Here is a 15,895-nt window from a genome sequence, read left to right as displayed (position 1 = left end):
ATAAAAAGCAAATAGTTAATTACTTTTGCTTTATTGTCTTTTTAGGATTGTACCCGCCACTGACGCATACAATTAGAAAAGTGACAATATTATACGCTGAATGTAACAAACGAGCAAAAAAAACCGCCGAGGCAAGTGAATACCTCGGCAGATTAATCACTCATTATCGACAAGATCAGCCTCGGGCAAAGTCTTGGCGCTCAAATCGAATGTTAAACAATAAGCTGTACATCACGGGCAATACAACCAAAGTGAGTAATGACGCAAAGCCTAAACCAAAGATAATGGTAATCGCCATTGAGCCAAAAAAGGCATCACTTATCAGCGGTATCATCCCCAGCATAGTGGTAATTGCAGCCATCATCACAGGGCGTACACGGCTAACGCATGAGTGCACAAGTGCATTCGTTGGCGCGGCGCCATCATCAAGTTCAAGGTTGATTTGTTCAACCAATACAATACCGTTTTTAATCACCATGCCAGATAAACTGAGCAAACCAAGCAGCGCCATAAAGCTAAATGGAGCATCAAATATCAATAACCCTGCCGAGACTCCAATCACCGCAAGTGGCACGGTAAACCAAATCACTAAAGGCTGCCTTACCGAATTAAACAATAATACGGTAATTAAAAACATCGCCAAATACCCCAGTGGAATTGAGCTAAACACGGCCGTTTGCGCTTCACCAGCGGATTCATACTCGCCGCCCCACTCTAAACGGTAACCGGCGGGTAGTTCGATGGCTTCTACTTGTGCTTTTACTTTACGGTGCACAGAGTCTGCCGTTTCGTTAGAGCCCAACTTAGGATCGCCAAGCACAGCTAACATGCGGATCCTGTCGCGGCGCATTACTAATGGGTTTTCCCACTCAGTAGTAAACTCACTGACAACCTGTGTTGCAGGGACAAAGGTATTGTTTTCTGTGCTCCAAATCTGCATTTTCCATAAGCTATCAGCCTGTAAACGCTCTTCGGCTGGTGCTCTTGCCACTATGGGTAATAAATGACTGGTTTCGCGATATAAACCAATTTGTTTACCGCTAAAATTGAGCAGTAAGGCGTTGTCTAAATCTTGCTTGCTGATCCCGGTCTCACGCGCTTGAGCATTGAGTAATTGCGGGCGGATCACCGGTACTTGGTTACGCCAATCATGACGAACACCATCCATTGCAGGCTCAGCATTAAAAATTGCTTTAGCCTGGGTCGCTAATGCACGCAATATTTCAGGGTCTTCACCATAAAAACGCGCTTGAATTTTAGCCGCTGGAGACGGGCCATTTTCCATCATTTTTAAACGATATTGAGCCTGCGGAAAATGTTGCGCCAAGTCGCGTTCAACTTGAGGCATGTATGCTTTCACGGCCTCTAAATCCTTCATCTCTATGATCAGTTGTGCAAATGCGGCATAGCCCTTTTCTGGCTGATAAGGTAACACAAACCGTTGAGCGCCTTGCCCAATAACACTAGACAAATGCACCATGCCGGTATTGTTCTTCTGGTCCTCTTGCATCAATTGTTGTTCTATTTGCGATACAAACCGCTCTGTCGCTTTAATATCGGTGCCTTCTGGCATCCATACATCAACGAAAAAAATGGGTGTGTTTGACGCCGGAAAAAACACATTTTTAATGTGCCCAAAACCCACCACGGCCGACACCAACATAACCAACACTAATAGAATAGATGCTAGGCGATAGCGCAGAGCAATTGATAATGTGCCGCGATAAGCAACAAATAACCACCCTTTATAAGGATCTGTTTCTTCATCGCCGGGTTTCGCATCTTTAAACATCACATTGCAAAAAAATGGCGTTAAGGTAATCGCCGTAATCCAGCTAATGAACAATGAAATCATTAACACCTGGAATAGCGAACGGCAAAACTCTCCAGCGGCATTTTGTGATAATCCGATAGGCGCAAAGGCAATAATGGCAATAACCGTTGCCCCTAAAAGCGGCCACTGTGTTTGCGACACGATAAGTTTAGCGGCTTCTAAACGCGTTTTGCCACGCTGTAAACCAATGAGTACCCCTTCGGTGATCACAATGGCATTATCGACTAGCATCCCTAGCGCAATAATCAGCGCGCCTAAAGAGATAAGCTGTAGTTCAATTCCCAATACTTTCATCATAATGAAAGTACCTAAAATGGTCAGTAACAGGATAAGCCCCATTAATAAACCTGAACGTAGGCCCATAAATAACAACAACACAGCAATAACAATTGCTATCGATTCAAGTAAGTTAATTAAAAAACCCTGAACCGTTTTATCAACTTCATGGCTTTGGTTATAAACTGTATCTAATGCCATACCAATGGGTCGTTGAGACTCAAGTTGCACCAGGCGCTCACTGACTCTTTCGCCAACTTCAACCACATTGACGCCGCTTGAAAATGATATCCCTAAGCTCAGAGCTAACTGACCACGGTTGTGATAAATCACGCTGGGGGTTTCATCAAACTCTTTGGCAATGCGAGCAATGTCGCCTAAGTAAATCAGCTCAGTGCTGCCCGGCGAACTCACCACCAGACGCGATAACTCTTTAACAGAGCTAAACTCACCGGTTGGGTGTAATCGAATTCGATTATCTCCTATTACAATACTACCGGCATTAGACACCACGTTTTGGTTGTTGATCAGGCTATAAATGTAATTTTGGTCTAACCCAAGGGCAGACAGTTTTTGTTGCGATATTTCGATAACAACTTGCTCAGTAATGTTACCCACAACAGACACTTTTTTAACGCCAGGCACGAGGACCAATTCACGACGTAAATAATCGGCATAATTGCTTAACTCGCGATTACTAAAATCATCACCCGATAAATTAAGCAAAATACCAAACACATCACCAAAGTCATCTATCACTTTTGGTGTGCCAGTACCTGGTGGTAATGATCCTTGGGTATCACTGACTTTGCGGCGCATTTCATCCCACACTTGTGGTAAACGCTGCTTGTCGTAGCTGTCTTTAATTTCAACTTGAATTTGTGATAATCCCGCACTGTTGATTGAGGTGATGTGTTTCACCCCATCTAACTGCTGTAGAGCATTTTCTAGCGGTAGCGTGACCTCTTCTTCTACTTGCTCAGGTGAGGCGCCAGGGTATGCGGTAATAACCAACGCCTGCTTGATGGTAAATTCAGGAAATTCCAATTGCCCAAGCCCTGTAAATGCCACACTGCCGCCAATAAGTAGCAAAAGTGTAAACATCCAGCTAATGACTTTATTATTAATAGAGTACTGCGCAACACTCATCGCTTATACTCCTCGCTGCCAGCGTAAAGGTTTCACTTTCATGCCTGTAGCCAATTGTGATATTCCAGCAGCCACAATCAAATCACCTTTATTTAAGCCGGTTAACACCTCTACCCCTTCATTACTGACTCGACCAATAGTGACATCTACCGGGTTCACCTCTCCTGTTGTCGCGTCAAATTTCCAAACAGTCACCATGCCGTTACTGTCATCTTTATCAACCGCGGTGATTGGCACAATGGCAGTAAAGGCACCATGATCATTCGCGCTTTGAACAATAACCAGTTCAGCACTCATGCCTGGCAACAATTGCACATCTTTAGGTTGCTCTAATGAAAACACCACCTCATAAGCCTGCGTACCAGGAGTAACTTGAGTTGAGTACTCTTTAAATTGAGCGTCAAACTCTCTATCGTTCATGGCACTAAAACGCACTTTGGCTTTTAGAGAGTGGGTTACTTTTTGTGCATATTTTGCCACTATGGCTTCAGGCACCTGGATACTGATATCAAGTAGGTGATTATTTTGTAGCGTTAAAATACCTTGATTAGCTTGCACAATTTGATGGTTGTCTACCATGCGCTTAGCAATCGTGCCGCTAAATGGCGCTTCAAGACGAGTATAACTTAGCTGATCTTTGGCCGCTTCTAAGGCCGCTTTAGCGGTTTTTAACTGTGCTTTGCTGCTGTCAAATTCTGCCTGAGATATCAATTGACGGCTAAACATGGCTTGATTACGGGTAAACTCTGCTGACAAAAACTCGTAATTGGCTTCACTCGTCATCAAATTATTTTTGGCATCACGGTCATCTAGCATGGCTAATAAAAAGCCTTTTTTAACCTGCTCCCCTTCAACAAGATCAAGTTTGACTAATTGCCCAGATACTCTAAACGACAATTCAGCACGACTATTGGCGGTCACTTTAGCAGGAAACTTATGTATTTGATTAGCCGCCGACTCCGACACTTCATATAATTTAACAGGACGAATGACTTCTTGCTCTGGAGGTTTCTCTGCTTGAGAACAACCCGCAATAAGCACAGTAGCAAGCAATGTTAACCATAACATTGAGTGATGTTTCATCGAAAAATCCTTGGTGATAGTTACACGACGGACATCAATATAATGATAATAAGTCCGCAGGAGGTAAAAATTGACAAATGTACGCTAACAATACGCTGATTATCAGTTGCAATAAATGGGTTTGTTTGGGAGTATCAATCCCATAATTTGAGTTTGACAAGTTCGTAATAATCTAGAGCCTAATCAATGAAAACCGAAGATATTGCTTTATTTCACCGAATCGTAGAAACCGGCAGCATACTGGAAGCTGCAAATTTACTTAACTTGCCAAAATCGACCGTCAGCCGCAGGTTGTTGTCGTTAGAAGAGTCATTGAATATTAAGTTGTTTCATCGCTTAAGTCGCTCGATATTATTGACTTCTGCGGGTAGTCATTTTTACGAAAAAACCTTGTTAATGTTAGCTGATTTAGATCAAACCATTGCCGACATTACCGACAATAAAGCCGAACTCAGCGGTCACATCCGTATTTTAATGTTTCCTGTTCCGCAGATAATGAACATTGTAAGCAAGATATTTGCTTTCATGGACGCAAACCCTAAGCTTTCAATCGAGATTATCACCAGCACCGAACCTTTAGATATGGTTCGCAATAATATTGATATTGCTTTTATGGTGAACGAAACCTTTACCGAACTGGATATGGTCGCCAAACCCATATTAAGCGAAGAGATGTGTTTTTTTGCCAGCCCAGACTACCTAGCCAAAGCGGGCACACCCAACACCATAACGGACATAGAACAACACAACTCAATTTTGTTTCGCTTTCCTAATGGTAAAACCTTTAGCGAAGTGCCACTGGCCAACGATGCTATGCAAGCCGTTACGGGCAATTTATGCACTAACAGTATTCAACTCGCATATGAAGCAACAAGATTAGGTCGCGGTATTGGTTATTTACCACAGGGGCTATGTCATGACGATGTAGAGCAAGGCAGGTTAATTCGTTTGTTTAATGAACTCCAACCCTATGTGGGTGTGGTGTTTTTAGTGTATCCGTCACGTCGATTTTTAAGTCTCACCGCTCAGCGTTTACTTGACTACATGCTCAATGAACTCCCTGAGCAACCTCACGAAAAATCAGATCAACATACTCAAGTGTGGATATAATAGTAATCGGCACTACAATGTGATCATTGTTACTGGTTAACGTCACTTATCACGTCGTTAAACATTATAAAGATAGAACAACTAGCTCGCTGCAATTACCAATCACTTATTTATCCTGATTGGTATAAAACAAAGACCCTTTAAGCTGCTCAACGATGGCAGAAAATTAATTCAACGTCGTTGGCTTATTTTTATCAATCATAATGTTATCGTTTACATCAAGGCTGCTGTTATTTTCAATCGCCACCTTGTCTTCGTCTATGTCCTCATCGTCATCTAAGGCAATACTGGCTTTATCGAATAAGGCGTGTAACGATTCCATATCCGTTAACGCGGGCAAATCGGCCAACTTTTTTAACCCAAAATAATCTAAAAACTGGCTAGTTGTTGCATATAAAGCTGGCCGACCCGGCACTTCTTTATGGCCAACGGCTTTAATCCAGTGGCGATCAAGTAAACTTTTAACAATATGACTACTGATAGCAACACCACGAATTTGCTCAATATCACCACGAGTCACCGGCTGGCGATATGCAATTACGGCAAGGGTTTCCATAGTAGCACGTGAGTATTTAGGGGCTTTTTCTTGCCATAAAGGTTGTAAAAAGGGACTGAGGAGTTCTTGAGTTTGAAAACGGTAACCACTAGCTACTTTAACTAATTGCACACCCCGGTCTTGATAATCTAGTTGCAGTTCATCAAGAGTTTGCTGGATCCGCGTGCGTGACACGCTAAAATCGGCTAACACCGTCTCTTTTAAGGCTTTAACTGATAACGGTTTGCCTAAAACAAATAAACTGGCTTCAATAAGTTGCTTAAGTTGAATGTCGTTAATTTGATTCATGGCGTAAGACTCGGCAGGCAAATAGATAACAACCTTGAGCAAGCTACAAGGTAAATAAAATAAAGATAAATTTAAAACGCTTTAACATAAATAGGCGAAAACGGCTCATTTTGTACCAGCTCCACCAGCAACTCTTTTACCAATTCCATTAACGCTAAAAAGCTCACAACAACGCCCGCTCGGCCTTCACTTACGTCAAACAAACGTTCAAATCCGATATAATCAGTGCTCGATAACATAGACAATATTTGGCTCATGCGCTCACGCGTTGATAACTGCTCACGCTTTACGTGGTGATTTTCATTGGCATCAATACGTTTTAACACCTCGCCAAATGCCCTTGCAATATCTGCTAAAGACACTTCAGGCGGCACCACAACAGGTTTAATACCTGGCGCTGCGGCTACCGAGGCTTGAAATACATCGCGATCAATTCGTGGTAATTCATCTAAATCGGCAGCCGCTTGTTTAATGACTTCGTAGGCTTTTAATTGCCTTATCAATACCACTCGAGGATCTTCTTCCTCGTCGTCTTCATGAGCCATTTTAGGCAATAATAATCGTGACTTAATTTCCGCCAAGGTGGCCGCCATCACAAGGTAATCTGCCGCTAACTCAATACGCGCTTCAGTTAAAATTTCAATGTAGGCCAAATATTGATGGGTAATTTGCTGAATGGGTAAATCAACCACATCAAGCTTTTGTTTACGAATTAAATACAGCAGCAAATCCAGCGGCCCTTCAAAGGTTTCTAAAAATACCTCGAGTGCCTCTGGTGGAATAAACAAATCAACTGGCATGCTTTGTATAGCTTGACCACGCACCACCGCTAACGGAAGGCTTTGTTGGCTGCCTTGCATGATTATCCTTTAAGACTCAAAATGAACAGTGGCCTATTCAAATGCACTGGTATCGCCAGCACCCCGACGAAGAATAACCACTTCATCTTCTGACATGTCAATTACCGTGGTTTGCTTTTCTGGCAAATAACCGCCATGGATAATGCCGTCAACTTGATGTTCTAAAATATCGCGAATATGCTCCGGATCTGACTCAGCAAACTGCTCGTTTGGCATCACCAAACTGGTGCTCATCATGGGCTCATCAAGCGCTTCAAGCAGTGCTAATGCAATCAAGTTGTTTGGCACACGGATACCAATAGTGCGTTTTTTATCGCACTGTAAACGGCGCGGCACTTCTTTTGTCGCTTTAAAAATAAAGGTGTATGGCCCAGGAGTGCAGCTTTTAAGTAAACGATAGGCTTGGTTATCTACTCGAGCAAAATTTGCCAACTCAGACAAATCCCGGCACATCAAAGAAAAGTTAGTGTCGTTTTCAATCTGACGAATACGCACCATCCGCGTCATGGCATTTTTATCGCCAATCATACAGCCTAATGCATAACCTGAATCAGTAGGATATACAATCACCCCACCTTGTTTAAGGATCGCCACTGCTTGATTTATTAACCGTGCTTGTGGGTTTTCATCATGAATATAAAAAAATTGACTCATGTCCGTTCCATCCAATTTTGTGATTGCCAAACCCATTCAACACCCTGGGGTTGGTATAAGTTTTTGCCTAGTTCAATCCAATTACTAGGAAAATGAAAATCGCTGCCGACAGATCCAAGCAGATTATTCTGTTTACTCAGTGCAATAAGGTTGTTGCGATCGTCGAGAGTTTGCTGCCCTAAGACCACCTCCATTGCATCGCCACCCGCCTCGGCATACTCACGCACTAAACGCTTGAGCCACTTAACAGACAACTTATAACCGCTTGGGTGTGCTAACACTGCCAGGCCGCCCGCCTGATGAATGTGTGCAATAGCACTGGCCATATCACCCCAATTATTGGGCACATAACCGGTTTTGCCACGAGCTAAAAATCGTTTAAACACACTGGGCATATCACTGGCATGACCATTGTCAGCTAACCAACGGGCATAATGGCCTCGGCTTAATGCCGCATCGCCCGCAATGGCTTTTGCGCCTTCGTACGCACCGTCAATACCCGCTTTTGCAAGTCGTTCGCCGATTTCTTGTGCTCGAATATCACGCAGTTGTCGTTGATGCGCTAAAAAATCTAATAATCCGCTGTGGGTTATGTCAATATTGAGGCCAACAATGTGAATATCATAACTGTTCCAGCGAGTCGAAATCTCACAGCCGTTAATTAAGCTTAACGGTGTGTCATGTGCAAGGTTAGCAACATGCGCTTCAGCAAGGCCACCCACGGTATCATGATCGGTAATAGCAAACATCTCAACGCCCTTTTCAATAGCGCGAGCGATTAATTGCGTTGGTGTCAGTTGACCGTCTGAGGCGGTTGTGTGGCTGTGGAGATCGGCCAATAGAGTGTCTGTAATCATTTGTTTATTGTACAAGAATACCAATAAAAATACTGCTGGGATTAATGAATAATTATCAGTTAATAACAACTATTTTTGGCGTTTCGCTGCCATTTAAGTGCAATAAATAACCAGCCTTTGTTGTGATATGCATTTTTTGACTATTTTTGAGAAATATTCAATTGACATTAAGGCCCAGCTGGGTTTTCCTATAGGCACAAAACACGCAGCATAACGTAGCGATTAACAATGACACATACATTAGCTTCATTACACATTACTTGGTGGTGGCACTTCCCAAATTAACGGGTGGTGTGAAGCGTTGTGCTCATTTTTAAGAGACAAGATTTTACCAGAAAGCCCGCAGAGATGTGGGCTTTCTTGTTATTTAGCCCATAAAAATATGAAGGGTTGAACAGCAGCAAGGCGAACTTAACAATGAATAAACATCCACAAGGAGCGGCAGCATAGTGACAACACAATATCAAATCGCTCAGGTTACGACGCAAAAAAATGCATTAACCTACCATACAGATCCACTCAATCTGTATCAGCATGTAACACACAACGCGCCGCACACCATGCTGCTAGAATCAGCAGAAGTTGAAAGCAAAGATCACCTTAAAAGCATCGTATTAACCCATGCTGCAATGATGATCCGCTGTGACGGTTATCAACTGACGTTTAGTGCATTAACCGACAACGGCGCCAGCTTACTCGAGCCGATTGCCACATTTTTTAGCCACGCAAGCTTGCAACACCAACCTAATCAATTAATCGTCACCTTACAAAAAGCCACCGAGTTACAAGACGAAGACGCACGTTTAAAGTCGACATCGCCGCTTGATGGTTTACGTATGTTTGTGCAGCACATTCACACAAACAACCCTGTAAAGTTTGAAGACTTATTTTTAGGTGGTGTACTGGCTTATGACCTAATTGACACAGTTGAGCCATTACCAGCAGCGCCTAATGCCAATAACGATTGCCCTGACTACTTATTTTATCTTGCAGAAACCTTGATTTTAATTGACCACCAAACCAAGCAAGCCGATATCGTGAGTCATCAATTTAATCAAAACCCTGCAATTACAGCACAGTTACAAACTCAAGTGGCTCAAGTCAGCCAAAAATGCACTCAACTAAACGAAGTCGCGGCGCTAACCCCAATTAACGCAGAAGCACAAGTCAATATCAGCGACGAGCAATTCAAAAAAACAGTCGTGGATTTAAAAGAGCACATTGTCGCGGGCGATATTTTCCAGGTTGTGCCGTCTCGTTGTTTCAGCTTACCTTGCCCAAATACATTAGGGGCATACCGCGCCTTAAGACTGACCAACCCAAGCCCATACATGTTTTATTTCCGCGGCCCAGATTTCACCTTATTTGGTGCCTCACCAGAAAGCGCCTTGAAATACGACGCGGCCAGCAATCAAGTCGAAGTGTATCCAATTGCTGGTACCCGCAAGCGCGGAAAAAATGCCCAGGGTGAAATCGACTTTGATTTGGACAGCCGCATTGAACTTGAGCTGCGTTTAGATAAAAAAGAGCTATCTGAGCATTTAATGTTGGTCGACTTGGCCCGTAACGACATTGCCCGTATTAGCCAAAGTGGCAGTCGTAAAGTGGCTGAATTACTTAAAGTAGACCGTTACTCCCACGTGATGCATTTAGTCAGTCGAGTCACCGGCCAATTACGTCTGGACTTAGATGCATTGCATGCTTACCAGGCCTGTATGAACATGGGCACATTAGTCGGTGCGCCAAAGGTACGTGCATCTCAATTAGTGCGCGAAGCTGAACAAGCCCGTCGTGGCAGTTATGGCGGGGCTGTGGGTTATGTTAACGGTTTAGGCGACATGGACACCTGTATTGTTATCCGCTCAGCCTTTGTTAAAAATGACGTTGCTTATATTCAGGCCGGTGCCGGAGTGGTATTTGACTCAGATCCCCAAGCCGAAGCAGATGAAACCCGTCAAAAAGCCCAGGCAGTGATTTCTGCCATCAAAATGGGAGGTGGACTATGAGCAACACGACCGCACAACCGAGCAGCAAAATGAAATTATACTTACTCGACAATTTCGACTCATTTACATACAACCTCGTAGATCAATTTCGCAGTTTAGGTTGTGAAGTATTAATTTACCGTAACGATGTAAGCGCCGACTATTTAGCAGATAAACTGATTAACGAAACCAGTAAAGCGGCGTTGGTATTATCACCAGGCCCAGGTGCCCCGCACGAAGCGGGCTGCATGATGGAATTAATCGGTAAAGTTGCAGGCAAAGTGCCCATATTAGGTATTTGTTTAGGTCATCAAGCGCTGGCCGAGTATTACGGTGGCAAAGTAGAGCGCGCACCTTTTGTGGTTCATGGCAAAGCCAGCCCAACCATTCATAATGGCACAGGCGTATTTGCAAATTTACCCTCGCCGCTGCCAGTTGCCCGCTACCACAGCCTAGTAGCCACCCGTGTACCCGATTGCCTTGAAGTGATAGCCACCACCGACGACATGCCAATGGCACTGCTACACCCACAGCATCAAGCCATAGGGTTTCAGTTTCATCCAGAATCAATACTAACCACTTTAGGCAGTCAATTACTGACCCAAACATTGGCCTATTTAACTCAAGACAACACAGTAAATGGAGGCGCATAATGGCAAACTTACAACCTTTATTCGACATCCTTTATCAAGGCCAACCACTTAATCGCGAACAAACCGCCCAATTATTTAGCCACATCATTACAGGCGAAATGGAACCGGCCACCATGGCAGGAATGCTAGTCGCGTTAAAAATGCGCGGCGAAACCATTGACGAAATAGCCGGTGCTGCTGATGCGTTAAGACAAGCCGCCAAGCCTTTCCCTCGCTCAGCGGCATCGATTGAAAGCGGTATTATCGATATTGTCGGCACGGGTGGCGATGGCTATAACACTATTAATATTTCAACCACCGCGGCCTTTGTAGCTGCAGCTGCTGGCGCTAAAGTGGCCAAACATGGCAACCGCAGCGTGTCGAGCAAATCGGGCTCGTCTGACTTATTATCTCATTGCGGTATCGCCCTAACCATGACGCCTGAAGCCGCAAGCCAATGCTTAGATAAACTCGGGTTATGCTTTTTATTTGCCCCCCATTACCATGGCGGTGTAAAACATGCAGTACCTGTAAGAGCGGCATTAAAAACCCGCACCATTTTCAATGTGCTTGGGCCATTAATCAATCCAGCTAAGCCTGAAGCAATGCTGCTTGGCGTGTACAAACTCGAGTTAATAGAACCGATAGCTCAAGTGCTTAATGCCCTTGGTGTAAAACGCGCCATGGTGGTGTATGGTAGCGGCCTAGATGAAGTGGCTCTGCACGATATTACCCACGTTGCAGAACTAAAAGACGGTCTTGTACGTACATACCAGCTCACTCCTGAAGACCTTGGGGTAACCCGCGCTGATATTAATGCACTTACGGGCGGCGAACCAAGTGACAATGCACTGATAACTCAGGCGATTTTACAAGGCCAAGGCCAGACTGCTCACCGTGACGCCGTTGCCATCAATGCAGGGTGTGCCTTATATGTGAGCGGTATTTGCGACTCAGTAGCGCAAGGCACACAGTTAGCCTTAACCACCTTAGCAACAGGCAAAGCCTATACACTTTTAACTGATTTAGCCGCGGCAAGCCAAGCTGGAGAAACCAATGAGTAACCCTGAAAGTAACGTATTAACGCGCATCGTTGATACCAAAGTTGCCCATATTGCGGCCCTGAAACTGCGCTTTCCTGAAGCCAGTTTACAACCTAAGATATCTGATCGCAGCCTATACAATGCCTTAAAAGCGCCCAACGCACAGTATATTTTAGAATGTAAAAAGGCCAGTCCCTCAAAAGGCCTTATTCGCGCAGATTTTAATGTTGAAGCCATTGCCGACATTTACACGCAATACGCAGCTGGGATTTCGGTACTCACCGACGAAGCGTTCTTTCAAGGCGACATGGACTACATTCCTCGTGTGCGCGCCAGAGTAACTCAACCCATTATCTGTAAAGACTTTTTTGTAGACCCATACCAAGTAAAACTGGCTGCTCACCAAGGGGCCGATGCCATTTTATTAATGCTATCAGTGCTTGATGATGACCAATATCGCCAACTAGCTAACGAAGCGGCTAAATATCAACTTGATACCTTAACCGAAGTCAGTAATGAGCCTGAATTGCATCGTGCCATTGCACTCAACGCCCCGATTATTGGCATTAACAACCGAAACTTGCGTGACTTGAGCACCGACTTAGCCACCACAGAACGTTTAGCGCCGCTTATTCCTGCAGATCGCGTGGTCATTAGTGAGTCAGGTATTTATACCCATCAGCAAACTCGCCGTTTAAATCCGCTGGTACACGGTTATCTTGTTGGCAGTTCTATCATGGCGCAAGCCGATATCGATTTAGCCTGTCGGCAATTGATTTACGGCAATAATAAAGTGTGCGGGTTAACTCGCATTGACGACATTGCCGCGGTAGCAAAAGCCGGCGCGGTTTTTGGTGGATTGATTTTCCACCCTAAGTCGCCAAGAGCCGTTAGCGCAGAAAAAGCAGCAGAACTTATTGCCCAAATGCAGCAACAACACATCGCCCTCAACATGGTCGGCGTGTTTGTTAATGAACAGCCTGACGTAATAGCAAACCTTGCCCAGTCGCTAAAGCTATTTGCGGTGCAATTACACGGCAATGAAACCGAACTTGAAATTGATGCCCTGCGCGCATTACTCACGCAAAAACAGCTCAGCACACAAATTTGGAAAGCCGTTGCAATCGATAGCCAAACAGGTGAAGTGGCGCACAAACCAACAGGGGCTGACAAGTATTTATACGACAGCAAATCAGCCGAGCAATTTGGCGGCACAGGCCAAACCTTTAATTGGCAAGCAAATATCGACAATAAAGCCGATGCCATGTTGGCTGGCGGTTTAACGCCAGACAATGTGTATCGAGCCAGTCAGCAAGGCTTTTATGGGGTAGATATTAACTCTGGGGTAGAATCAGCACCTGGTCATAAAGATCATCAAAAACTGATTGCCGCCTTTACCCAATTGCGACGTAACTAGTTTATTGTTTACAAAACATTTTTTAGCGATAACACGATTATACAAAGGGAACATTTATGACCGAGCTCAAGCTTAACCCTTATTTCGGCGAATACGGTGGTATGTACGTACCACAAATTTTAGTACCAGCATTAAAGCAACTTGAAGCGGCTTTTATTGATGCACAACAAGATGAAAGTTTTCATGCTGAATTTAACGATTTATTAAAAAATTACGCGGGCCGCCCAACAGCATTAACCCTAACCCGTAACTTAAGTCCAAACCCGATGGTAAAAATTTACCTAAAACGTGAAGATTTACTCCACGGCGGTGCACATAAAACCAACCAGGTATTAGGCCAGGCTTTACTTGCTAAACGCATGGGTAAAAAAGAAATTATTGCCGAAACCGGTGCAGGGCAACACGGTGTTGCCACCGCCCTAGCCTGTGCACTTTTAGGCTTAAAATGTAAAGTGTATATGGGCGCAAAAGACGTTGAGCGTCAGTCACCAAACGTGTTCCGCATGAAGTTGATGGGCGCAGAAGTGATCCCAGTGACCTCGGGTTCATCCACCCTAAAAGATGCCTGTAACGAAGCCATGCGCGACTGGTCTGCAAGTTACGACAAAGCGCATTATTTATTAGGTACAGCCGCAGGGCCTCACCCTTTCCCAACAATTGTGCGTGAGTTCCAGCGTATGATTGGCGCTGAAACTAAAAAGCAAATACTTGAAAAAGAAGGCCGCTTGCCTGATGCCGTGATCGCTTGTGTGGGTGGTGGTTCAAACGCCATAGGCATGTTTGCCGACTTTATCGATGAGCCATCAGTTGAATTAATTGGCGTTGAACCTGCCGGTAAAGGTATCGACACCCCAATGCATGGCGCGCCGCTTAAACACGGTAAAACCGGTATTTTCTTTGGCATGAAGTCACCGCTAATGCAAGACAGCGCAGGGCAAATTGAAGAGTCATACTCAGTGTCAGCTGGGCTTGATTTCCCCTCTGTTGGCCCACAGCATGCACATTTAAATGCCATTGGCCGTGCTCGTTATGAGTCTGCAACCGATGATGAAGCATTAGACATGTTCCAAGAGCTAGCTCGAAGCGAAGGGATTATCCCCGCATTAGAGTCTGCCCATGCGCTAGCCTACGCCGTTAAGTTAGCCAAAGAAGCCACCAAAGAAACCATATTAGTGGTTAACTTATCAGGCCGTGGTGACAAAGACATTTTCACCGTATCAGACATATTTGCAGCCAAAAAAGAGCAACAGGAGAGCGGCAATGAGTAACCGTTATCAAACAACATTTGCAGCCCTTAAAGCACAACAAAAAGGTGCCTTTGTTCCCTTTGTGACCATTGGCGATCCAGGCCTAGAGCTGTCGTTAAAAATTATTCAAACCTTGGTAGATAACGGTGCAGACGCACTTGAATTAGGTTTTCCGTTTTCAGACCCGCTCGCAGACGGCCCGGTTATTCAAGGTGCCAATTTACGCGCATTAGCTGCAGGCACCACTCCCAGTGATTGCTTTGAGCTCATCACAAAAGTTCGTGCGCAACATCCTGATTTACCGATAGGATTATTACTGTACGCTAACCTAGTGTTTGCTAATGGTATTGATGCATTCTACGCCAAAGCCCAAGCAGCTGGTGTTGATTCTGTATTAATTGCCGATGTGCCGGTTGAAGAGTCAGCCCCTTTTAGTCAGGCAGCTAAAGCTCACGGTATTGCGCCGATTTTTATTGCACCGCCTAATGCCGATGCCGATACCTTAAAGTTAGTCAGTGAGCATGGCCAAGGTTATACTTACCTACTCTCGCGTGCTGGTGTTACGGGCACCGAATCAAAAGCGGGCCAACCGATTGAAAAAATATTAGCTCAACTTACTGAGTTTAATGCGCCACCACCATTACTGGGTTTTGGTATTGCAGAACCAGAGCAAGTGCGTGCAGCTATTAGCGCAGGCGCAGCTGGGGCAATTTCAGGGTCGGCAGTGGTTAAAATAATTGAAGCGCACCAACATGACGAAGCCACACTTTTGGCTAAGCTTGCAGCATTTACAACTGAGATGAAAGCTGCAACTTAAGATGTATTTTATCTCACTATAAAAAGGAGCAAATAGTTTGCTCCTTTTTTTATTTACTATATTCAACCATACTAATCTATAACATGG

13 protein-coding genes are annotated in these 15,895 nt (G+C 44.5%); 7 read left to right on the top strand and 6 right to left on the bottom strand.

Features of this window, described 5'->3' with window-relative positions; all coding sequences use genetic code 11:
• Positions 1–175: 175 nt before the first annotated feature.
• Both IEW93_RS04695 and IEW93_RS04690 read right to left on the bottom strand, forming a co-directional pair.
• Complete coding sequence (locus tag IEW93_RS04695) at positions 176–3,259, bottom strand: efflux RND transporter permease subunit (protein ID WP_188737436.1); 3,084 nt, start codon at positions 3,257–3,259, stop codon at positions 176–178.
• A 3-nt stretch (positions 3,260–3,262) separates the two neighbouring features.
• The gene (locus tag IEW93_RS04690; protein WP_188737434.1) at positions 3,263–4,342 is read right to left on the bottom strand and encodes an efflux RND transporter periplasmic adaptor subunit; all 1,080 of its coding nucleotides are present in this window, start codon (positions 4,340–4,342) and stop codon (positions 3,263–3,265) included.
• Between the two features lie 186 nt (positions 4,343–4,528).
• Here IEW93_RS04690 and IEW93_RS04685 point away from each other — a divergent pair, with 186 nt between their 5' ends.
• Positions 4,529–5,452, top strand: a complete 924-nt coding sequence (locus IEW93_RS04685) for a LysR family transcriptional regulator (RefSeq protein WP_188737431.1) — start codon at positions 4,529–4,531, stop codon at positions 5,450–5,452.
• A 166-nt stretch (positions 5,453–5,618) separates the two neighbouring features.
• Here IEW93_RS04685 and scpB read toward each other — a convergent pair whose 3' ends face one another.
• The 4 genes from scpB to rnm form a co-directional block, all read right to left on the bottom strand.
• The gene (gene scpB / locus IEW93_RS04680) at positions 5,619–6,296 is read right to left on the bottom strand and encodes an SMC-Scp complex subunit ScpB (RefSeq protein ID WP_188737430.1); all 678 of its coding nucleotides are present in this window, start codon (positions 6,294–6,296) and stop codon (positions 5,619–5,621) included.
• A gap of 71 nt (positions 6,297–6,367) precedes the next feature.
• A complete protein-coding gene (locus tag IEW93_RS04675) occupies positions 6,368–7,156 on the bottom strand; it encodes a segregation and condensation protein A (protein ID WP_188737427.1) in 789 nt (262 codons plus the stop codon).
• Positions 7,157–7,189: 33 nt separating this feature from the next.
• A complete protein-coding gene (locus IEW93_RS04670; RefSeq protein ID WP_188737425.1) occupies positions 7,190–7,810 on the bottom strand; it encodes an L-threonylcarbamoyladenylate synthase in 621 nt (206 codons plus the stop codon).
• Entirely contained in the window at positions 7,807–8,667 is an 861-nt protein-coding gene (gene rnm, locus IEW93_RS04665) for an RNase RNM (protein ID WP_188737422.1), read from the bottom strand. Before rnm ends, IEW93_RS04670 begins: the two co-directional genes overlap by 4 nt.
• 449 nt (positions 8,668–9,116) lie before the next feature.
• On the opposite strand from rnm, the gene IEW93_RS04660 reads away from it, so the two are divergent.
• Genes IEW93_RS04660 through trpA form a run of 6 tightly spaced genes read left to right on the top strand, consistent with a single transcriptional unit; the run spans position 9,117 to position 15,808 of the window.
• The gene (locus tag IEW93_RS04660; protein WP_188737420.1) at positions 9,117–10,673 is read left to right on the top strand and encodes an anthranilate synthase component 1; all 1,557 of its coding nucleotides are present in this window, start codon (positions 9,117–9,119) and stop codon (positions 10,671–10,673) included.
• 29 nt (positions 10,674–10,702) lie between these two features.
• Positions 10,703–11,305, top strand: coding sequence for an aminodeoxychorismate/anthranilate synthase component II (locus IEW93_RS04655; RefSeq protein WP_188737645.1), 603 nt, complete (start codon positions 10,703–10,705; stop codon positions 11,303–11,305).
• The gene (gene trpD / locus IEW93_RS04650) at positions 11,305–12,348 is read left to right on the top strand and encodes an anthranilate phosphoribosyltransferase (protein ID WP_283104346.1); all 1,044 of its coding nucleotides are present in this window, start codon (positions 11,305–11,307) and stop codon (positions 12,346–12,348) included. Before IEW93_RS04655 ends, trpD begins: the two co-directional genes overlap by 1 nt.
• A complete protein-coding gene (gene trpCF / locus IEW93_RS04645) occupies positions 12,341–13,744 on the top strand; it encodes a bifunctional indole-3-glycerol-phosphate synthase TrpC/phosphoribosylanthranilate isomerase TrpF (protein WP_188737418.1) in 1,404 nt (467 codons plus the stop codon). The genes trpD and trpCF overlap by 8 nt, the downstream gene beginning before the upstream one ends.
• A gap of 56 nt (positions 13,745–13,800) precedes the next feature.
• Complete coding sequence (trpB, locus tag IEW93_RS04640) at positions 13,801–15,012, top strand: tryptophan synthase subunit beta (RefSeq protein WP_188737415.1); 1,212 nt, start codon at positions 13,801–13,803, stop codon at positions 15,010–15,012.
• Positions 15,005–15,808 (top strand): tryptophan synthase subunit alpha, encoded by an 804-nt coding sequence (gene trpA / locus IEW93_RS04635; protein WP_188737414.1) that lies wholly within the window; start codon positions 15,005–15,007, stop codon positions 15,806–15,808. The genes trpB and trpA overlap by 8 nt, the downstream gene beginning before the upstream one ends.
• Positions 15,809–15,895 lie beyond the last annotated feature (87 nt).

It is taken from the genome of Shewanella inventionis, from assembly GCF_014641855.1.
Classification (GTDB): domain Bacteria; phylum Pseudomonadota; class Gammaproteobacteria; order Enterobacterales; family Shewanellaceae; genus Shewanella; species Shewanella inventionis.
Note: the sequence above shows the minus strand (reverse complement) of the source record. Positions and strands in the feature narration are given on the sequence as shown.